The 16,976-nt window shown below is 43.1% G+C and carries 33 protein-coding genes and 1 pseudogene; 1 reads left to right on the forward strand and 33 read right to left on the reverse strand.

Annotated elements, in window-relative coordinates; all coding sequences use genetic code 11:
• The 3 genes from CRG49_RS13910 to nadD all read right to left on the reverse strand — a co-directional run.
• A partial coding sequence (locus CRG49_RS13910) for a helix-turn-helix domain-containing protein (protein ID WP_157807888.1) occupies positions 1 to 171 on the reverse strand: 171 nt, incomplete at its 3' end.
• A gap of 144 nt (positions 172 to 315) precedes the next feature.
• Entirely contained in the window at positions 316 to 702 is a 387-nt protein-coding gene (rsfS, locus tag CRG49_RS09095) for a ribosome silencing factor (protein WP_095502547.1), read from the reverse strand.
• 126 nt (positions 703 to 828) lie between these two features.
• Positions 829 to 1,437, reverse strand: a complete 609-nt coding sequence (gene nadD, locus CRG49_RS09100; protein WP_095502546.1) for a nicotinate-nucleotide adenylyltransferase — start codon at positions 1,435 to 1,437, stop codon at positions 829 to 831.
• 192 nt (positions 1,438 to 1,629) lie between these two features.
• Here nadD and CRG49_RS09105 point away from each other — a divergent pair, with 192 nt between their 5' ends.
• Complete coding sequence (locus CRG49_RS09105) at positions 1,630 to 2,511, forward strand: NUDIX hydrolase family protein (RefSeq protein ID WP_095502545.1); 882 nt, start codon at positions 1,630 to 1,632, stop codon at positions 2,509 to 2,511.
• A gap of 236 nt (positions 2,512 to 2,747) precedes the next feature.
• Here CRG49_RS09105 and rplQ read toward each other — a convergent pair whose 3' ends face one another.
• The 30 genes and pseudogenes from rplQ to CRG49_RS09255 all read right to left on the reverse strand — a co-directional run.
• Positions 2,748 to 3,122: a 50S ribosomal protein L17 gene (gene rplQ / locus CRG49_RS09110; RefSeq protein WP_095502544.1), complete on the reverse strand. Its 375-nt coding sequence runs from the start codon at positions 3,120 to 3,122 to the stop codon at positions 2,748 to 2,750.
• A 24-nt stretch (positions 3,123 to 3,146) separates the two neighbouring features.
• Positions 3,147 to 4,133 (reverse strand): DNA-directed RNA polymerase subunit alpha, encoded by a 987-nt coding sequence (gene rpoA / locus CRG49_RS09115; RefSeq protein WP_095502543.1) that lies wholly within the window; start codon positions 4,131 to 4,133, stop codon positions 3,147 to 3,149.
• Positions 4,134 to 4,158: 25 nt separating this feature from the next.
• Complete coding sequence (rpsD, locus tag CRG49_RS09120) at positions 4,159 to 4,779, reverse strand: 30S ribosomal protein S4 (RefSeq protein WP_095502542.1); 621 nt, start codon at positions 4,777 to 4,779, stop codon at positions 4,159 to 4,161.
• Between the two features lie 19 nt (positions 4,780 to 4,798).
• A complete protein-coding gene (rpsK, locus tag CRG49_RS09125) occupies positions 4,799 to 5,194 on the reverse strand; it encodes a 30S ribosomal protein S11 (protein ID WP_002216249.1) in 396 nt (131 codons plus the stop codon).
• Positions 5,195 to 5,213: 19 nt separating this feature from the next.
• Positions 5,214 to 5,576 (reverse strand): 30S ribosomal protein S13, encoded by a 363-nt coding sequence (gene rpsM / locus CRG49_RS09130; RefSeq protein WP_095502541.1) that lies wholly within the window; start codon positions 5,574 to 5,576, stop codon positions 5,214 to 5,216.
• A gap of 65 nt (positions 5,577 to 5,641) precedes the next feature.
• Entirely contained in the window at positions 5,642 to 5,755 is a 114-nt protein-coding gene (rpmJ, locus tag CRG49_RS09135; protein WP_003697674.1) for a 50S ribosomal protein L36, read from the reverse strand.
• 19 nt (positions 5,756 to 5,774) lie between these two features.
• Positions 5,775 to 5,993: a translation initiation factor IF-1 gene (gene infA, locus CRG49_RS09140; RefSeq protein ID WP_003684714.1), complete on the reverse strand. Its 219-nt coding sequence runs from the start codon at positions 5,991 to 5,993 to the stop codon at positions 5,775 to 5,777.
• A 4-nt stretch (positions 5,994 to 5,997) separates the two neighbouring features.
• Positions 5,998 to 7,308, reverse strand: a complete 1,311-nt coding sequence (secY, locus tag CRG49_RS09145; protein WP_095502540.1) for a preprotein translocase subunit SecY — start codon at positions 7,306 to 7,308, stop codon at positions 5,998 to 6,000.
• A gap of 13 nt (positions 7,309 to 7,321) precedes the next feature.
• Positions 7,322 to 7,756: a 50S ribosomal protein L15 gene (gene rplO, locus CRG49_RS09150; protein ID WP_095502539.1), complete on the reverse strand. Its 435-nt coding sequence runs from the start codon at positions 7,754 to 7,756 to the stop codon at positions 7,322 to 7,324.
• A 1-nt stretch (position 7,757) separates the two neighbouring features.
• A complete protein-coding gene (gene rpmD / locus CRG49_RS09155; protein ID WP_003684808.1) occupies positions 7,758 to 7,943 on the reverse strand; it encodes a 50S ribosomal protein L30 in 186 nt (61 codons plus the stop codon).
• On the reverse strand, positions 7,936 to 8,454 hold the full coding sequence (gene rpsE / locus CRG49_RS09160) for a 30S ribosomal protein S5 (protein WP_095502538.1): 519 nt from the start codon (positions 8,452 to 8,454) through the stop codon (positions 7,936 to 7,938). Before rpsE ends, rpmD begins: the two co-directional genes overlap by 8 nt.
• 17 nt (positions 8,455 to 8,471) lie before the next feature.
• Positions 8,472 to 8,825, reverse strand: coding sequence for a 50S ribosomal protein L18 (gene rplR, locus CRG49_RS09165; protein WP_095502537.1), 354 nt, complete (start codon positions 8,823 to 8,825; stop codon positions 8,472 to 8,474).
• A 13-nt stretch (positions 8,826 to 8,838) separates the two neighbouring features.
• Complete coding sequence (gene rplF / locus CRG49_RS09170) at positions 8,839 to 9,372, reverse strand: 50S ribosomal protein L6 (protein WP_095502536.1); 534 nt, start codon at positions 9,370 to 9,372, stop codon at positions 8,839 to 8,841.
• Positions 9,373 to 9,385: 13 nt separating this feature from the next.
• Positions 9,386 to 9,778 (reverse strand): 30S ribosomal protein S8, encoded by a 393-nt coding sequence (rpsH, locus tag CRG49_RS09175; RefSeq protein WP_066077332.1) that lies wholly within the window; start codon positions 9,776 to 9,778, stop codon positions 9,386 to 9,388.
• A 14-nt stretch (positions 9,779 to 9,792) separates the two neighbouring features.
• Positions 9,793 to 10,098 (reverse strand): 30S ribosomal protein S14, encoded by a 306-nt coding sequence (gene rpsN, locus CRG49_RS09180; RefSeq protein ID WP_095502535.1) that lies wholly within the window; start codon positions 10,096 to 10,098, stop codon positions 9,793 to 9,795.
• 2 nt (positions 10,099 to 10,100) lie between these two features.
• Positions 10,101 to 10,640, reverse strand: a complete 540-nt coding sequence (rplE, locus tag CRG49_RS09185) for a 50S ribosomal protein L5 (protein WP_095502534.1) — start codon at positions 10,638 to 10,640, stop codon at positions 10,101 to 10,103.
• A 9-nt stretch (positions 10,641 to 10,649) separates the two neighbouring features.
• On the reverse strand, positions 10,650 to 10,973 hold the full coding sequence (gene rplX, locus CRG49_RS09190; RefSeq protein ID WP_095502533.1) for a 50S ribosomal protein L24: 324 nt from the start codon (positions 10,971 to 10,973) through the stop codon (positions 10,650 to 10,652).
• A 12-nt stretch (positions 10,974 to 10,985) separates the two neighbouring features.
• Positions 10,986 to 11,354, reverse strand: a complete 369-nt coding sequence (gene rplN, locus CRG49_RS09195; protein WP_002215434.1) for a 50S ribosomal protein L14 — start codon at positions 11,352 to 11,354, stop codon at positions 10,986 to 10,988.
• A 224-nt stretch (positions 11,355 to 11,578) separates the two neighbouring features.
• Positions 11,579 to 11,842, reverse strand: a complete 264-nt coding sequence (rpsQ, locus tag CRG49_RS09200) for a 30S ribosomal protein S17 (protein WP_095502532.1) — start codon at positions 11,840 to 11,842, stop codon at positions 11,579 to 11,581.
• Complete coding sequence (rpmC, locus tag CRG49_RS09205) at positions 11,842 to 12,033, reverse strand: 50S ribosomal protein L29 (RefSeq protein ID WP_019272314.1); 192 nt, start codon at positions 12,031 to 12,033, stop codon at positions 11,842 to 11,844. The genes rpsQ and rpmC overlap by 1 nt, the downstream gene beginning before the upstream one ends.
• Positions 12,033 to 12,449 (reverse strand): 50S ribosomal protein L16, encoded by a 417-nt coding sequence (rplP, locus tag CRG49_RS09210; RefSeq protein ID WP_095502531.1) that lies wholly within the window; start codon positions 12,447 to 12,449, stop codon positions 12,033 to 12,035. The genes rpmC and rplP overlap by 1 nt, the downstream gene beginning before the upstream one ends.
• A complete protein-coding gene (gene rpsC / locus CRG49_RS09215) occupies positions 12,433 to 13,128 on the reverse strand; it encodes a 30S ribosomal protein S3 (protein ID WP_095502530.1) in 696 nt (231 codons plus the stop codon). The genes rplP and rpsC overlap by 17 nt, the downstream gene beginning before the upstream one ends.
• Before the next feature lie 9 nt (positions 13,129 to 13,137).
• Positions 13,138 to 13,467 (reverse strand): 50S ribosomal protein L22, encoded by a 330-nt coding sequence (gene rplV / locus CRG49_RS09220; protein WP_003675877.1) that lies wholly within the window; start codon positions 13,465 to 13,467, stop codon positions 13,138 to 13,140.
• 8 nt (positions 13,468 to 13,475) lie between these two features.
• Positions 13,476 to 13,754, reverse strand: a complete 279-nt coding sequence (gene rpsS, locus CRG49_RS09225; RefSeq protein ID WP_002215422.1) for a 30S ribosomal protein S19 — start codon at positions 13,752 to 13,754, stop codon at positions 13,476 to 13,478.
• Between the two features lie 5 nt (positions 13,755 to 13,759).
• The gene (gene rplB, locus CRG49_RS09230; RefSeq protein ID WP_095502529.1) at positions 13,760 to 14,593 is read right to left on the reverse strand and encodes a 50S ribosomal protein L2; all 834 of its coding nucleotides are present in this window, start codon (positions 14,591 to 14,593) and stop codon (positions 13,760 to 13,762) included.
• A gap of 12 nt (positions 14,594 to 14,605) precedes the next feature.
• Entirely contained in the window at positions 14,606 to 14,914 is a 309-nt protein-coding gene (gene rplW, locus CRG49_RS09235; RefSeq protein WP_195690073.1) for a 50S ribosomal protein L23, read from the reverse strand.
• On the reverse strand, positions 14,911 to 15,531 hold the full coding sequence (rplD, locus tag CRG49_RS09240; protein ID WP_095502527.1) for a 50S ribosomal protein L4: 621 nt from the start codon (positions 15,529 to 15,531) through the stop codon (positions 14,911 to 14,913). Before rplD ends, rplW begins: the two co-directional genes overlap by 4 nt.
• Positions 15,531 to 16,175 (reverse strand): 50S ribosomal protein L3, encoded by a 645-nt coding sequence (rplC, locus tag CRG49_RS09245; RefSeq protein WP_095502526.1) that lies wholly within the window; start codon positions 16,173 to 16,175, stop codon positions 15,531 to 15,533. The genes rplD and rplC overlap by 1 nt, the downstream gene beginning before the upstream one ends.
• Positions 16,176 to 16,425: 250 nt before the next feature.
• Positions 16,426 to 16,737, reverse strand: a complete 312-nt coding sequence (gene rpsJ, locus CRG49_RS09250; protein WP_095502525.1) for a 30S ribosomal protein S10 — start codon at positions 16,735 to 16,737, stop codon at positions 16,426 to 16,428.
• A 16-nt stretch (positions 16,738 to 16,753) separates the two neighbouring features.
• A pseudogene (locus CRG49_RS09255) lies at positions 16,754 to 16,976 on the reverse strand (elongation factor Tu); the annotation flags it as partial.

Consider the following 16,976-nt stretch of genomic DNA (forward strand, 5'->3'; position numbering starts at 1 on the left):
CTGTTGTGCTTTTCGGTAACAGTAGGTTCCGTTGACGGAATGCCGTCTGATTTCCCGACTGACGGTGGCGGGATGACAACCGATGTTCTGTGCGATTTGGTTTAGGGGTAGGTTGCGGTAATGTCTGGAAATGTAGTATCTTTGGTGTGAGGTCAGTTGTGTGTAGGCCATATTGCAATCTTTCTTGTCAGGAAAGGCAGTATACTACCGCATACTGGCCTTTTCTGTTATTGGAAATTGCACTTGTTAGGCGAATGTAAGGCCGTCTGAAAGCGTTTTCAGACGGCCTGATTCACCATTAAATTGGGTTAAAGCTTAATCGGCCGCATGCCAAGGTTTTTGCATACCGACTTCAAAAGCGGGTTTTTCACCGCCCCACAGGGTATCGATGTCGTAATAATCGCGCACTGCCGGCAGCATAACGTGTACCACCAGATCACCGGCATCTACCAACGTCCATTCGCCGGTATCGCCTTCTTGGCTCAAGATTTCGAAGCCGGCTTCTTTCAAATCAACCGCCACATTGTTGGCCAAGGCTTTGACTTGGCGGGTACTATCGCCGGTCGCCACAATCATGCGGGCAAACAGCGAGGTTTTTTCTTGGGTTTCCAACACGGAAATGTCTTTGGCTTTCACGTCTTCCAACGCGTTTACTGCGATTTCGACCATTTTTTGCAAGTCGAGTAATTCTTGTTCGTTCATTTTATTCCTAAGTTACGTTTTTCAGACGGCATTATAGCTTATCTGGCTGAATTTAAGCTATTTTTTGCAGTATTTTATCAAGGAATCTGTTCAGACGGCCTATGGGTTGAATCATGATATTTCTGATTAGCGGTATAAACCGTGTTGCTGGATATAACGCGCGACTGAGGATGGAATGAGGCCGTCTGAAAGGCTTTGATTTTCTAATGCCGTGCGAATTTGCGTGGAACTGATGTTGTACAAAGGCGCCTGCAAAATGCGCACGCTGCCGTTTTGCAAAGCTTCGCCCAACCATGCGTGTAGTTCCCGCGGTGCTTGGTTCAAGCTGTCGCCTTCGCGCATAGCCACTGCAATGTTGACCTGCTGCAACAAGGTTTGCCATTTTTTCCAAGTATGCAGTTTCATCAAACTGTCGCTGCCCAATAACCACCAAAGTTTCGCTGCTGGAAATTGCTGGCGGAAAATCTGTACGGTATCGAAGGTATAAGTCGCCCCTTCACGCACCATATCGCAATCACTCAGCGCAAAACGCGGCTCTTCGGCAAGGGCCAATTCTGTCATGATGAAACGGTGTTTGGCCGGCGTTTGCGTATTTTGCGGTTTGTGGTAAGGATCGCCTGCTGGTAAAAAAATGACGGTATCCAACCCGAGTTCTTCAGCAAATGCTTGCGCAATGTGCAGATGACCGTTGTGGATGGGATCAAACGTGCCGCCGAAAAGTCCGATGTTTTTCATGTGCTACCAAATGAAATCAAGTTAAAAGTATGCGGCCGATGATTAAATAGGCCGTCTGAATGTTGCCCCAATATTAACATGGTTTGCACCATTGCCGTGTATTGGCATAGAACACGATTGGGCATGCGGCAGTTGCAAATCGGGATAAACGCGTTACAATCTGAAACACAAATGATAATAAGGTGAAACAATATGTCTGCAGTTCCTCAATTTCCTCATATTTTAGATAAGACAATCCAAGATAAATTGTGGCAATGGGCGCAAGTGAATTATGGTTTGCATGGCTCATGGCAGACTTTATGGCTGAACGGTTTAGCCTTAGGCCGTCTGAATGCGCAATGGCAAGCGCAAATTGAAAAAGATTGGCAAGGCGAATGGGAAATGCGTTCAGACGGCCTGCACTTGCGTGCAGATAGTTGGCTGAGCTTGGGTGATGCACTTCAACACATGGCGCATGACTGGAAGCAACTGGGCATATTGCATGGCTGGCGTGATGAGCGTTTTGATGTTTGCCATCACGAAAATGTCTTATTCCCGCTGGAACGTGCCGCATTCCGCCCTCTAGGCCTGATGAGTAAAGCAGTGCATTTAAATGGTTTCACCTTTCAAGACGGCGAATGGCAACTATGGATTGGCCGCAGAAGTGAACATAAAGCGGTCGATCCGAACAAACTGGATAATTTGGTCGGCGGCGGGGTATCCTGTGGTGAAGACATTACAGCAACCATGCTGCGTGAGAGTGAAGAAGAAGCAGGATTATCGCCGCATCATCTACAACATCTCAGACTGCAGAATCAGTTACACAGTCTGCGCCCTGTTTCCCGCGGTCTACATAATGAAATTCTCTATATCTTCGACGCTGTATTATCCGGCAATGTAACTCCTGAAAATCAAGATGGCGAAGTGGCCGGATTTGAATTGATGAAGATTAATGAGATTATAGAAGCGATGCTGAGCGATGTGATGATGAGCGATGCGCAACTGGTGATTTTAGATGCGTTTGAGCGCCATGGTTTGCTTGACCCGCAACATGATTTATCAAAATGGCTTAAATCAATTAAAACCAGTGGGTAATGGCAGTATTATATACCAGAACCAGAGCGAGATTTTTTGTCAGTTCTATATCTCTGGCACATATTGTGGCATGCGATATTTGAAAACTTGCCTACCAACGATGCTAAAAGCGAGATGCGCTTAGGCCGTCTGAAAAATATTGCAAAGCAGATTCAGTATCAAATAGCTCAAACAGTATTTCAAAGAAAAACACCATCTATTGATTTAAATAGATGGTGTTTTCAATTTTATGTCGATTATTCAGCTGTTTCAGCTGCTTTATCAACCAACTCTACCAACGCCAAAGGCGCATTGTCACCTTTACGGAAACCGTATTTCAGTACACGAACATAGCCGCCATTACGAGCAGCGAAACGTGGACCCAATTCGTCAAACAATTTAACCACTACATCGCGATCGCGAGTGCGGTCAAATGCCAAACGACGGTTTGCCAAAGAAGGTTTTTTACCCAAAGTAATCAAGGGCTCTACCACGCGGCGTAATTCTTTTGCTTTAGGCAAAGTGGTCACGATAGTTTCGTGAGTCAACAAAGAATTTGCCATATTGCGCAGCATCGCAGCACGGTGGCTGCTGGTACGGTTTAATTTGCGGTTACCATTACGATGACGCATGTCATTATCCTTTAATCTTCAAACTTACGGCTTTTCTAAGCCTACAGGCGGCCAAGCTTCTAATTTTGAACCTAATGTCAGACCTTTAGAGGCCAACACCTCTTTGATTTCATTCAAAGATTTACGACCCAAATTCGGAGTTTTGAGAAGCTCGGTTTCAGTACGTTGAATCAAATCGCCAATATAATAAATATCTTCAGCTTTCAGACAATTAGCTGAACGTACAGTTAATTCCAAATCATCTACCGGGCGCAACAAGATAGGATCGATTGGAGGAGCTTTTTCTTCAACCTCTTCAACCGGCGTACCTTGCAAGTCAGCAAAGATAGACATTTGGTCAATTAAAATACGTGCGGCACTGCGTACGGCTTCTTCCGGATCAATAGAACCATCAGTTTCGATATCCAAAACCAATTTATCCAAGTCGGTACGTTGCTCTACGCGTGCAGGTTCAACTTCAAAGCTAACACGGCTGATGGGCGAAAAACTCGCATCCAACTGAATCGCACCAATCTGTTTGTTTTCATCACGAACAACGCGACGACCTGAAACAGATTGATAACCACGGCCTTGCTCGACTTTGATTTCCATTTCTACTTGACCGTTATCAGACAAGTGGCAAATCACGTGCTCTGGGTTCAAAATTTCCACATCGTGTGGTAATTCGATATCCCCGGCCAAAACTGCACCGGCACCTGATTTTTTCAAAGTCAACTGAACTTGGCTACGACCGTGCAACTTAAATACGATACCTTTGATGTTCAACAAAATGTCTACGACATCTTCTTGAACACCATCAACGGTAGAATATTCATGCAACACACCGGTAATAGCCACTTCAGTTGGTGCAAAACCATTCATGGATGACAGTAAGATACGACGCAAAGCATTACCTAAAGTGTGACCAAAACCACGTTCAAACGGCTGCATTGAAACTTTTGCACGTGTAGTAGACAAAGTATCTACATCAATTTGACGAGGTTTCAAAAATTCGGTTGTGCTATTTTGCATTTAACTGTCCCTCACTGAGCTAGCATTATTTAGAGTAGAACTCTACCACCAGCTGTTCATTAATATCGCCAGTCAATTCTGAGCGATCCGGCATATTTTTGAATACACCTTCCAATTTATCTGCATCAACTGAAACCCAGCTAGGCAAACCAATTTGAGTTGCCAAGCTCAAAGCTTCTTGGATACGTACTTGTTTTTTAGCTTTCTCGCGGATAGCTACAACATCACCGGCTTTAACTTGGAAAGAAGGGATATTCACAACTTGTCCGTTAACGGTAATCGCTTTGTGAGAAACCAATTGACGAGCTTCTGCACGGGTAGAGCCGAAGCCCATGCGATATACAACGTTGTCTAAACGAGATTCCAGCAATTGCAGTAACAATTCACCAGTAGAACCTTTACGGCGTGAAGCTTCTGCAAAATAACGACGGAATTGACGTTCTAATACGCCGTAAATACGACGGATTTTTTGTTTTTCACGCAATTGCAGACCATAGTCTGACAAACGTGGTTTTTTAGCACCGTGTTGACCTGGCGCAGAATCCATTTTACATTTTGACTCTAAAGAGCGACGTGCACTCTTCAAAAACAGATCTGTACCTTCACGGCGTGCTAATTTACATTTAGGGCCAATATAACGTGCCATGTTTCAAATCACTCCAATATTAAATACGACGTTTTTTAGGTGGACGGCAACCGTTATGAGGCAACGGGGTAACGTCAGTAATGCTGGTAATCTTGAAACCAAGAGCGTTGAGCGCACGTACAGAAGATTCGCGACCTGGACCCGGGCCTTTAATGCGAACTTCTAAATTTTTAACGCCATACTCTTGGGCAACTTTACCAGCTGCTTCTGCAGCTACTTGAGCTGCAAATGGTGTACTTTTACGTGAACCTTTAAAACCAGCGCCGCCAGAGGTAGCCCAAGACAATGCATTGCCTTGACGGTCAGTGATTGTAATGATGGTATTGTTAAAAGATGCATGAACATGCACAATACCTTCGCTTACGGTTTTACGTACTTTTTTACGTACACGCGAAGCTGTGTTTGCTTTAGCCATTAATCAATTTCCTTAAAAATTATTTCTTACCGGCAATCGCTTTGCGCGGACCTTTACGGGTACGTGCATTTGTGCGAGTGCGTTGACCGCGACAAGGTAAGCCACGACGATGACGGAAGCCGCGATAGCAACCCATATCCATCAATCGTTTGATGCTCATCGTTACTTCACGGCGCAAGTCACCTTCAACTTCATATTTAGCAACTTGTTCACGCAAAGCGTCCAATTGAGCCTCGTCCAAATCTTTTGCTTTTACGGTAGGAGCAATATTTGCAGCCTCGCAAATCAATTTAGCACGAGTCGCACCAATACCGTAAATAGCTTGTAAGCCAATAACGATATGGGCATTATTAGGGATATTCACCCCTGCAATACGAGCCATATTTTTTTCCTTTTAGGGCAAAGTGTGTCACTATACCACAAAATCAAATTAAGAGAAATAAACTCTTAACCTTGACGTTGTTTGTGACGTGGATCAGTACAAATCACACGAACTACGCGATTACGACGAATAATTTTGCAGTTACGGCAAATTTTCTTTACAGAAGGTTGTACACGCATTTTTTTTCCTTTATACAGTCTATCTTGCTCTGAATACGATACGAGCACGGGTTAAATCATAAGGCGTTAACTCAACGGTTACTTTATCACCCGGAGAAATTCGAATGTAGTGCATACGCATTTTTCCAGAAATATGACCTAAAACCACATGGTCGTTCTCGAGTTTAACTTTGAATGTTGCATTCGGCAAAGTTTCAAGAATTTCGCCTTGCATTTGTATGGTATCTTCTTTAGCCATAGTCTTACTTACGTGATAATGATTTCATATCGGGACGATTCATTAGGCTTTCATATTGCTGGGTCATACGATAGGAATTAATTTGCGTACTAAAATCCATCGTTACCACAACTAAAATTAATAGCGAAGTACCGCCCAAATAGAAAGGTACATTTAATGCAGTCGTTAAGAATTCAGGAATCAAACAGATGATGGTAATGTATAAAGCACCAAAAAGGGTTAAATGCAATACTACCTTCTCTAAGTATCTAGAGGTTTGATCACCTGGGCGAATACCTGGTACAAAAGCCCCACTCTTTTTCAAATTCTCCGCCATTTCTTTCGGACTGAATACCAATGCCGTATAAAAATAACAGAAGAAAATAATCGTTGCTGCAAATATCAGAATATAAAGCGGTTGACCATGTTGGAGCATGGCGGCAACTTTGTGCAACATACTGTCCGTATTGTTTGAACCAAACCAACTTAATAAGGTAGAAGGGAACAAAATAATACTGGAAGCAAAAATTGGCGGAATAACCCCAGCCATATTTAATTTGAAAGGCATGTGCGTATTTTGACCTTGTCCAACATGACCAAATTGTCTTTTGGCATAATGAACAGGAATTTTACGTTGTGCACTTTCAAAGTAAACCACAATATAAATCAGCAGTAGTGCACCGATTACAATAGACACTGCCATCAACATACTCATCGCACCTTGACTGGTTAATGTCCAGAGCTGGAGAAGCCCTGCCGGAATACCGGCGGCAATACCCGCAGTAATAATCAATGAAATACCATTGCCGATACCTCTTTCAGTAATTTGCTCACCCAACCACATTAAGAACATGGTACCGGTAACCAAACACACGACTGTTGAGATATAAAATTCTAACTGATTTGCAACGACAATACCTTGTTGAAAAACGAAGGTTGCTACACCAAAACTTTGCAGAATAGCCAGCAACACAGTGCCATACCGCGTGTATTTCGTAATGATTTTACGCCCAGCTTCTCCTTCTTTTTTCAACGCCTTCAAGGAAGGAAGAATTTCTGAAGCAAGCTGTACAATAATCGAAGCCGAAATATACGGCATAATACCGATTGCAAATATACTAAAGCGCTCTAACGAACCTCCTGAGAACATATTTAACATTCCCAGAATACCGTTTCCAGCGCTTTCGTATAACTTAGCTAATGCAACAGCATCTACACCCGGCACTGGAATATGAGCACCAATACGGAAAACGACCAATGCCCCGATTAAGAACAATAGACGCTTTTTCAAGTCTCCAAATTTAGATAAACCTGAGGAAGATTGTTGACTAGCCACTGTAATTTAAGCCTTATTCTTCAACTTTACCACCAGCAGCTTCAATTGCTGCTCGTGCGCCTTTAGTTGCTTTAATGCCTTTTAAAGTCACAGCTTTTGAAACTTCACCAGAAGCAATTACTTTTACATTAGTAGCATTTGCAGGAACCAGACCCGCTTGTTTCAATACCAACAAGTCAATTTCTGATACCGCAACCAAGGCCAACTCACTTAAACGTACTTCTGCATTTGCTGAAGCAGTCAAAGATTTAAAGCCGCGCTTAGGCAAACGACGTTGCAAAGGCATTTGACCGCCTTCAAAGCCTACTTTATGAAAGCCACCGGAGCGGCTTTTTTGGCCTTTATGACCACGACCACCGGTTTTACCTAAACCACTACCAATACCGCGACCAACACGGCGTGCTGAATGGGTTGCACCTTCAGCTGGTTGGATAGTATTCAAAAACATATTAAGACTCCACTTTCAACAAGTAGCTGATTTTATTAATCATACCACGGTTTTCAGGGGTATCCAAAACCTCAACGGTATGCTCACGACGACGTAAGCCTAAGCCACGCGCACAAGCGCGGTGAGATTCAATAGTACCAATCAAACTTTTAACCAAAGTAACTTTGATTTTTTTCTGCTCAGTCATGACCAGCTCCTAAAATATCTTCTACTGTCAAACCACGTTTAGCAGCAATATCAGCAGGAGTGTACAATTTTGATAAGCCGTCTAATGTAGCGCGTACAATGTTGTAAGGGTTGGTAGAACCATGTACTTTAGCAGAGATGTTGTGAATGCCCATTGCATCGAATACTAAACGCATTGGACCACCAGCTTTTACACCACTACCTTCTTTTGCAGGTTGCATAAATACACGGGTAGCACCATGACGACCAATTACTTCATGATGAATAGTACCATTTTTCAAAGGTACTTTAATCATAGAGCGACGAGCTTGATCCATTGCTTTTTGAACGGCTACAGGCACTTCTTTAGATTTGCCTTTACCCATACCGATGCGACCATCGCCATCACCTACTACAGTCAGCGCAGAGAAAGCCATAATGCGGCCACCCTTAACGACTTTTGTTACACGGTTTACGGCAACCATTTTTTCGATTAAGCCGTCACCGCGTTCTTCAATTTCATGTTTTGCCATCTGAAAGTCTCCAAATATTAGAAGCTTAAACCATTTTCACGAGCAGCTTCAGCTAATGCTTTTACACGGCCGTGATATTGGAAACCAGAACGGTCAAAAGCAACTTTTTCTACACCTGCTGCTTTTGCTTTTTCTGCAATACGTTTGCCAATCAATGCAGCTGCTTCAACATTGCTGCCTGATTTTAAGCTACTACGTACCTCAGATTCCAAGGTAGAGGCTTGAGCCAATACTTTATCACCTTCAGCACTAATTACTTGAGCATAAATATGATTATTGGTGCGGAACACGCATAATCTTACCATTTTCAAGTCCGCGATACGGGCACGGGTTTTGCGTGCACGACGGAGTCGGGTTGCATGTTTATTCATTAGTGAACCTCAATTATTTTTTCTTGGCTTCTTTCATCACCACTACTTCACCTACATAACGTACACCTTTACCTTTGTAAGGCTCAGGGGAACGGAATGCGCGAATTTCAGCAGCAACTTGACCAACAGTTTGTTTATCCGCACCAGTCAGAACGATTTCAGTTTGACTAGGAGTTTGAACAGAAACACCTTCAGGCATTTCGTAAACGATTGGATGAGAAAAACCCAAAGACAAATTCAAAGTTTTGCCTTGAGCTTGAGCACGATAACCCACACCAATTAATTGAAGTTTTTTCTCAAAACCTTCAGAAACACCTTTAACCATGTTGTTAACCAAGGCACGAACAGTACCAGACATTGCATTTGCCTGTTTGGTATTGTTTGCTGCAGCAAAAGTTAACACACCGTCTTCTAATTTAATATCAACATCAGAATTCAAAGGAAATGACAATTCGCCATTTTTACCTTTAACAACCAATGCGTCTGTTCCAAATTTTACTTCTACACCAGCAGGAACAGTCACTGGATTTTTAGCTACGCGTGACATTTATAATTCTCCACTAGGCAACGATGCACAACAACTCACCACCCACACCCTCAGAGCGTGCTTTACGATCAGTCATTACACCTTTAGAAGTACTTACGATAGCAACACCCAAGCCATTCATAACACTTGGAATCTCGCTAGAAGCTTTATAAATACGCAAACCAGGACGTGAAACACGTTTAATTTGCTCAATAACAGGGCGACCTGCATAGTATTTCAGTTGAATTTCCAATACTGGTTTTGCATCAGCAGAAACTGCAAAGTCCTCGATATAACCTTCTTCTTTCAAAACTTTTGCAATTGCGCATTTTAATTTTGAAGAAGGCATGGCAACTGCTACTTTATTAGCACGTTGCGCATTGCGGATACGAGTCAACATATCGGAAATAGGATCATGCATACTCATTATTAATACTCCTATTACCAGCTAGCTTTTACAACACCCGGAATTTCGCCACGCATAGCGATTTCACGGATTTTAATACGACCCAAACCGAATTTACGGAAAGTGCCACGAGGACGACCTGTCAATGCACAACGGCGACGTTGGCGTACAGGTGCTGCATTGCGCGGAATTGCTTGGAATTTCAAACGAGCTTCAAAACGCTCTTCGTCAGTAGCATTTGAATCATTGATAACAGCAAAAATTTCTTCACGCTTAGCTGCATATTTTTTCGCTAGAGCTTGACGTTTCAGCTCGCGATTAATAAGTGCTTTCTTAGCCATGTTTAACCTTTGAACGGAAATTTAAATAAAGATAACAAAGCTTTCGCTTCTTCATCAGTTTTGGCAGTAGTCGTAATGGTGATATTCAAACCACGCAAAGCATCAATTTTATCGTATTCAATTTCCGGGAAAATGATTTGCTCACGTACACCCATATTGTAATTGCCGCGACCGTCAAAAGACTTTCCATTCACACCACGGAAGTCACGTACACGAGGCAATGCGATAGTAACCAAACGATCCAAGAATTCAAACATTTGATCGCGACGCAAAGTTACTTTACAACCTACAGGGTAGTTATCACGAATTTTAAAGCCTGCAATAGACTTACGTGCAACAGTTACTACCGGTTTTTGACCAGCAATTTTTTCCAAATCTGATACAGCGTGCTCCATTACTTTTTTGTCAGCAACAGCTTCGCCAACACCCATATTCAAGGTAATTTTCTCAATACGAGGAACTTCCATAATAGATTTGTAACCGAACTGTTTTACCAACTCAGGCACTACCGTATCTTTATAATACTCTCTCAAACGAGCCATGATATCTCCTTATGCTCCGATGATAGAGCCATTAGATTTAAAGAAACGAACGCGCTTAACTTTACCTTCGCTCTCAATCAATTTAATACCAACACGATCAGCTTTATTGGTTTCAGGATTTAAAATCGCAACATTTGAAATTGCCAGAGGCATTTCCTTAGCGATAATGCCACCTTCAACACCACGCATAGGATTTGGTTTTTGATGGCGTTTAACTACGTTTACACCTTCAACAACAATTTTATCACCCAAGATGCGAGCTACTTGACCTTGTTTACCTTTATCTTTACCAGCAATAACGACTACTTTATCGCCTTTAATAATTTTGTTCATCGCTTCTTTTCCTTATAAAACTTCAGGTGCCAATGAAACAATTTTCATGAAACGTTCAGTACGCAATTCACGAGTAACTGGACCAAAAATACGGGTACCTAGAGGCTCAAGTTTATTATTTAACAACACAGCTGCATTGTTATCAAACTTAATCAACGCGCCATCCGGACGACGAACACCTTTAGCAGTACGAACAACCACTGCATTGTATACATCACCTTTTTTAACACGGCCACGAGGTGCAGCATCTTTAACTGCAACTTTAATAATATCGCCAACCGAAGCATAGCGACGCTTAGATCCGCCCAATACTTTGATGCACATAACGCGACGCGCACCAGAGTTATCAGCCACATCTAAGATGGTCTGCATTTGAATCATGTTATTACCTTTAAATTAACCAACTTAATTTACCTTTTTCATCTGACTCATAACTTAGTGTTAAGTTACTATCACATGAAACCTTCGCGGTTCTAGTAAACCAGTCTTGGATCCCGACGGGAAGAAACTTTCAGAAGAAACTGAAAGATAAGAAACGAAGTTTACACGCAAATTAGATTTGCTGCAAGACTTCGTTTCTTATAAGTGCATTACTGTATCAAAAATTAAACAGTACGCGCCTTCTCAACCAGCTCTTTAACAACCCAAGATTTGGTTTTTGACAATGGACGAGATTCCGCGATTACCACGATGTCACCAATGCCATACTCATTGTTTTCATCATGAGCATGAACTTTGGAAGACAAACGAATAATCTTACCGTACAAAGGATGTTTCACTTTACGTTCAACCAATACGGTTACGGTTTTATCCATTTTGTCGCTTACCACTTTGCCTTGCAAAGTACGAACATTTTTTTCTACGCTCATTACTTAGCACCTTTTTCAGTTAAAATGGTTTTAATACGAGCAATATCGCGACGCACACGTTTTAATTCACTTGGTTTACCCAACTGACCAGTGGCATTTTGCATACGCAAACCAAATTGTGCTTTCAACAAGTCAAGCAAATCAGCATTCAATTGCTCAACAGATTTGTCTTTCAATTCATTTGCTTTCATTATTGACCTACCTGTCTTACTACAAAGGTTGTAGGAATAGGCAATTTTGCCGCAGCCAATTCAAAAGCTTCACGAGCTAATGCTTCTGGTACGCCATCCATTTCATACAAAACTTTGCCTGGTTTGATTTCAGCAACGTAATATTCAACATTACCTTTACCGCCACCCATACGAACTTGAATAGGTTTTTCAGTAATCGGTTTGTCAGGGAATACACGAATCCAAATACGACCGCCACGTTTAATGTGACGAGTCATCGTACGACGTGCAGCTTCGATTTGACGAGCAGTTAAACGGCCACGACCTACTGCTTTCAAACCAAATTCGCCGAAACTTACTTTGTTACCGCGAGTAGCGATACCGGTGTTACGGCCTTTGTGCTGTTTACGGTATTTCAGTCTAGTTGGCTGCAGCATGACGACCACCTGCCTTTCTTTGTTTCTTCTCTTGCTCAGGTTTTGCGGCAGCTTTATCGTTGCCTTCAGTGTAAACCCAAACTTTCAGACCTAACACGCCATAAGTAGTGTTGGCTTCACTAGTCGCATAATCAACGTTTGCACGCAAAGTATGCAAAGGCACACGGCCTTCACGGTACCATTCGCTACGTGCGATGTCTGCACCATTCAGACGGCCAGAAGTCATGATTTTGATGCCTTTAGCACCAGCACGCATCGCGTTTTGCATAGAACGTTTCATTGCACGGCGGAATTGAACACGTTTTTCCAATTGCTGAGCAATACTGTCTGCAATGATTTGTGCGTCCAATTCAGGTTTACGGATTTCTTCGATATTCACGTGAACAGGCACACCCATCAAGGCTTGCAAATCACGTTTCAAGATTTCGATGTCCTCACCTTTTTTACCGATTACCACACCTGGACGAGCCGAGTGAATGGTAATACGTGCAGATTTAGCAGGACGCTCAATAACTACGCGACCTACAGAGGCATTTGCCAAACGGGCACGCAGGTAATTACGAACATCGATATCTTGTTTCAGCACAGTCGCAAACTCGTTGCTTTTAGCAAACCATTTTGAAGACCAGTCTTTAGTTACCGCCAGGCGAAAGCCTGTAGGGTTAATCTTTTGTCCCATAGCTTTTCCTTAGTTGCCCACTGTCACATTAATATGACAAGTTTGTTTTTCAATGCGGTTACCGCGACCTTTTGCACGAGCTTGGAACCGTTTCAAGCTTGGGCCTTTGTCAACGAAGATGGTTACCACTTTCAGCTCATCAATGTCCGCACCATTATTGTGTTCGGCATTCGCAATAGCTGATTCCAAAACTTTTTTAATCAACTCCGCACCTTTTTTAGGGCTGAAAGTCAAGATATTCAAAGCTTGGGCAACGTCTTTACCACGGATCAAATCAGCTACCAAGCGAGCTTTTTGAGCTGAAATACGGGCATTTTTATGTTGTGCATTTACTCTCATGATTCACCTTATTTCTTTTTAGCCTTTTTATCAGCCAAATGGCCTTTAAAGGTACGGGTCAATGAGAACTCACCTAATTTGTGACCGACCATGTTATCGCTGATGAATACAGGCACGTGAGTACGGCCATTGTGTACAGCAATAGTCAAACCGATAAAATCAGGCAAAATGGTAGAACGGCGCGACCAAGTTTTAATTGGGCGCTTGTCGTTGCTTGCACGAGCAGCATCTACTTTTTTCAGCAAATGCAGGTCTACATATGGGCCTTTTTTCAATGAACGAGCCATATTAATTAACCTTTATTTGAGTAACGACGACGAACAATCATATTATCCGTGCGTTTGTTATTACGAGTACGGTAACCCTTGGCAGGAGTACCCCATGGGCTAACTGGTTCGCGCGCTTCACCAGTACGGCCTTCACCACCACCGTGAGGGTGATCAACAGGGTTCATCACAACACCGCGGACAGTAGGACGGATACCGCGCCAGCGATTGGCACCGGCTTTACCGATTTTTTTCAGGCTTTGCTCTTCGTTACCCACTTCGCCGATAGTAGCACGGCAGTCAACGTGGATTTTACGCACCTCACCTGAACGCAAACGTACTTGAGCGTATACACCTTCTTTTGCCAACAATACGGCAGAAGCGCCGGCAGAACGTGCAATTTGCGCACCTTTACCCGGCTTCATTTCGATACAGTGAATAGTGGTACCGACAGGGATGTTGCGGATTGGTAAAGTATTACCAATTTTAATCGCAGCTTCCGCACCAGAAACCAGTACCGCACCCGCTTGAATGCCGCGCGGAGCAATGATGTAACGACGCTCACCGTCTGCATAGCACAACAAAGCGATAAAAGCAGTACGGTTAGGATCGTACTCAATACGCTCTACTTTTGCAGGGATACCGTCTTTATTACGTTTAAAGTCAACTACACGGTAGTGTTGTTTATGGCCGCCACCTTTATGACGGGTGGTGATGTGACCATTGTGGTTACGACCGGCAGTAGAATGTTTCTTTTCCAACAAAGGCGCATAAGGCGCACCTTTGTGCAAGCCTTCTGCAACTACGCGAACCATGCCGCGACGACCTGCAGAAGTTGGCTTCATTTTAACGATTGCCATTTTCTATATTCCTTATTCTGCAGCTGCAGCAGCGGCGTCCAAATTCAACTCTTGACCAGCAGCCAAGCTTACGTAAGCTTTTTTAACATCGCTGCGACGGCCCAAAGCACGACCAAAACGTTTAGTTTTACCTTTAATGGTAACAGTAGTCACAGAAGCAACTTCCACACCAAACAGCAATTCAACAGCTGCTTTGATTTCAGGTTTGGTTGCATTTGCCAATACTTTAAACGTCATTTGATTACGTTTTTCAGCCAATACGTTGCTTTTTTCAGAAACGATAGGTGCCAAAATCACTTGAGTCAAACGTTGTTGATTCATACCCATTGCTCCTCTAATTGTGCAACCGCATCTTTAGTCATGATTACTTTTTTGTAACGCAACAAGCTGTAAGGATCTACTTGCTGAGCTTCCAAAACCAGCACATTCGGTAAGTTGCGTGAAGCCAAGTAAACATTCTCATCCAACTGTTTGGTTACAAACAGCACTTGCTCCAAACCCAAATTTTTCACTTGTTCAGCGAATTCTTTGGTTTTAGGCGTATTTGCATTCAATGCATCGATCGCAAACAAACGTTCGTCACGAGCCAATTGAGACAAAATAGTCGCCATACCGGCACGGTACATTTTACGGTTTACTTTTTGAGTGAAGTTTTCATCAGGTTTGTTCGGGAATGCACGACCGCCCTTACGCCACAATGGAGATGAAGTCATACCTGAACGGGCACGATCAGTGCCTTTTTGGCGCCATGGCTTTTTGGTTGAGTGTTTTACTTCAGCACGGGTCTTTTGCGAACGGTTGCCTGAGCGGGCATTTGCCAAAAACGCATTTACAAGCTGATGCACCAATGCTTCATTGTATTCGCGAGCAAACAAAGCGTCAGAAACAGCCAAGCTGCCTGAAACCTGTCCTTTAGCGTCAATAACTTTTAATTCCATTACGCACCTACTTTCACGCTTGGACGTACCACGACATCACTGTTAACCGAACCAGGAACCGCACCTTTAACCAACAGCAATTGGTGCTCAGTGTCTACACGCACAACTTCCAATTTTTGAACGGTTGATTTGGTATTACCGTATTGACCGGCCATGCGCTTACCTTTGAATACGCGACCAGGGTCTTGAGCCATACCGATAGAACCAGGAACACGGTGCGAACGCGAGTTACCGTGAGAGGTACGTTGAGAATCAAAGTTATGACGTTTGATGGTACCAGAGAAACCTTTACCTTTAGAGGTACCGGTTACATCAACCAATTGACCTACTTCAAACATTGCAACAGTGATTTCATCACCAGCTTTTAATTCAGCCAGCTTTTCTTCAGTCAAAGCAAATTCAATCAAACCGCGACCAGCTTCAACACCTGCTTTTGCAAAGTGACCGGCTTCAGTTTTGTTGACACGATTCGCTTTTTTCTGACCAAAGGTAACTTGTACGGCAATGTAGCCGTCAGTATCTTTGGATTTTACTTGTGTAACGCGGTTAGCAGACATATCCAAAACGGTTACCGGAACAGAAACACCCTGTTCGTTAAACACGCGGGTCATACCAACTTTGCGCCCAACCAGACCTAAAGTCATGATTATTTTCCTTTTAGTAAAGGGACAAGCTACGATTGGCTTGTCTTCGGACAAAGATAAAAAACTTGGTACAGATGTACCAAGTCCGCTATTATAAACCGCTTTTCCAAAAAATATCAATAAAAACTTAGCGTTTTCATCAAAAAGGCCGTCTGAAAATTACGACAACCCTCTTTCAGACGGCATTATGCTATAAACACATATAGAATAAAACCGAATGGTTTTACCCATTCGGTTTTCAAAGCAATGATTATTGAACTTTGATTTCTACATCAACACCGGCCGGCAAGTCCAGCTTCATCAGTGCATCAGTCGTTTTGTCAGTCCAGTCCACGATGTCCATCAGACGCAAGTGGGTGCGGATTTCCAATTGCTCACGTGAAGTTTTGTTCATATGTGGAGAGCGCAAGATGTTAAAACGCTCAATTTTGGTTGGCAAAGGAATCGGACCTTTTACCACAGCACCAGTGCGTTTAGCAGTTTCAACGATTTCTTGGGCAGAACGGTCGATCAAGCTGTAATCATAAGCTTTCAAACGGATACGGATTTTTTGGTTTGCCATTTATCGATATCCTTTATTAAGCAATGATAGAAGAAACAACACCGGCACCTACGGTACGGCCACCTTCACGAATCGCAAAACGCAAACCTTCTTCCATCGCGATTGGCGCAATCAGTTCAACAGTGATGGCTACGTTTTCACCCGGCATTACCATTTCTACGCCTTCTTCCAAAGTTACCGCACCGGTAACGTCAGTCGTACGGAAGTAGAATTGTGGACGGTAGTTAGCGAAGAATGGA

Origin of the sequence: Neisseria sp. N95_16 (assembly GCF_002551535.2) — a bacterium.
GTDB lineage: Bacteria > Pseudomonadota > Gammaproteobacteria > Burkholderiales > Neisseriaceae > Neisseria > Neisseria brasiliensis.

Coding starts and splice junctions, on each gene's coding strand:
- rsfS (WP_095502547.1), bottom strand. CDS start 702: ATGAACGAACAAGAATTACTCGACTTGCAAAAAATGGTCGAAATCGCA.
- nadD (WP_095502546.1), bottom strand. CDS start 1,437: ATGAAAAACATCGGACTTTTCGGCGGCACGTTTGATCCCATCCACAAC.
- CRG49_RS09105 (WP_095502545.1), top strand. CDS start 1,630: ATGTCTGCAGTTCCTCAATTTCCTCATATTTTAGATAAGACAATCCAA.
- rplQ (WP_095502544.1), bottom strand. CDS start 3,122: ATGCGTCATCGTAATGGTAACCGCAAATTAAACCGTACCAGCAGCCAC.
- rpoA (WP_095502543.1), bottom strand. CDS start 4,133: ATGCAAAATAGCACAACCGAATTTTTGAAACCTCGTCAAATTGATGTA.
- rpsD (WP_095502542.1), bottom strand. CDS start 4,779: ATGGCACGTTATATTGGCCCTAAATGTAAATTAGCACGCCGTGAAGGT.
- rpsK (WP_002216249.1), bottom strand. CDS start 5,194: ATGGCTAAAGCAAACACAGCTTCGCGTGTACGTAAAAAAGTACGTAAA.
- rpsM (WP_095502541.1), bottom strand. CDS start 5,576: ATGGCTCGTATTGCAGGGGTGAATATCCCTAATAATGCCCATATCGTT.
- rpmJ (WP_003697674.1), bottom strand. CDS start 5,755: ATGCGTGTACAACCTTCTGTAAAGAAAATTTGCCGTAACTGCAAAATT.
- infA (WP_003684714.1), bottom strand. CDS start 5,993: ATGGCTAAAGAAGATACCATACAAATGCAAGGCGAAATTCTTGAAACT.
- rplO (WP_095502539.1), bottom strand. CDS start 7,756: ATGTTTTTGAATACTATCCAACCAGCTGAAGGTGCAACCCATTCAGCA.
- rpmD (WP_003684808.1), bottom strand. CDS start 7,943: ATGACTGAGCAGAAAAAAATCAAAGTTACTTTGGTTAAAAGTTTGATT.
- rpsE (WP_095502538.1), bottom strand. CDS start 8,454: ATGGCAAAACATGAAATTGAAGAACGCGGTGACGGCTTAATCGAAAAA.
- rplR (WP_095502537.1), bottom strand. CDS start 8,825: ATGAATAAACATGCAACCCGACTCCGTCGTGCACGCAAAACCCGTGCC.
- rplF (WP_095502536.1), bottom strand. CDS start 9,372: ATGTCACGCGTAGCTAAAAATCCAGTGACTGTTCCTGCTGGTGTAGAA.
- rpsH (WP_066077332.1), bottom strand. CDS start 9,778: ATGAGTATGCATGATCCTATTTCCGATATGTTGACTCGTATCCGCAAT.
- rpsN (WP_095502535.1), bottom strand. CDS start 10,098: ATGGCTAAGAAAGCACTTATTAATCGCGAGCTGAAACGTCAAGCTCTA.
- rplE (WP_095502534.1), bottom strand. CDS start 10,640: ATGGCTCGTTTGAGAGAGTATTATAAAGATACGGTAGTGCCTGAGTTG.
- rplX (WP_095502533.1), bottom strand. CDS start 10,973: ATGAACAAAATTATTAAAGGCGATAAAGTAGTCGTTATTGCTGGTAAA.
- rplN (WP_002215434.1), bottom strand. CDS start 11,354: ATGATTCAAATGCAGACCATCTTAGATGTGGCTGATAACTCTGGTGCG.
- rpsQ (WP_095502532.1), bottom strand. CDS start 11,842: ATGAGCGTAGAAAAAAATGTTCGTACTTTGCAAGGCAAAGTGGTAAGC.
- rpmC (WP_019272314.1), bottom strand. CDS start 12,033: ATGAAAGCAAATGAATTGAAAGACAAATCTGTTGAGCAATTGAATGCT.
- rplP (WP_095502531.1), bottom strand. CDS start 12,449: ATGCTGCAGCCAACTAGACTGAAATACCGTAAACAGCACAAAGGCCGT.
- rpsC (WP_095502530.1), bottom strand. CDS start 13,128: ATGGGACAAAAGATTAACCCTACAGGCTTTCGCCTGGCGGTAACTAAA.
- rplV (WP_003675877.1), bottom strand. CDS start 13,467: ATGAGAGTAAATGCACAACATAAAAATGCCCGTATTTCAGCTCAAAAA.
- rpsS (WP_002215422.1), bottom strand. CDS start 13,754: ATGGCTCGTTCATTGAAAAAAGGCCCATATGTAGACCTGCATTTGCTG.
- rplB (WP_095502529.1), bottom strand. CDS start 14,593: ATGGCAATCGTTAAAATGAAGCCAACTTCTGCAGGTCGTCGCGGCATG.
- rplW (WP_195690073.1), bottom strand. CDS start 14,914: ATGAATCAACAACGTTTGACTCAAGTGATTTTGGCACCTATCGTTTCT.
- rplD (WP_095502527.1), bottom strand. CDS start 15,531: ATGGAATTAAAAGTTATTGACGCTAAAGGACAGGTTTCAGGCAGCTTG.
- rplC (WP_095502526.1), bottom strand. CDS start 16,175: ATGACTTTAGGTCTGGTTGGGCGCAAAGTTGGTATGACCCGCGTGTTT.
- rpsJ (WP_095502525.1), bottom strand. CDS start 16,737: ATGGCAAACCAAAAAATCCGTATCCGTTTGAAAGCTTATGATTACAGC.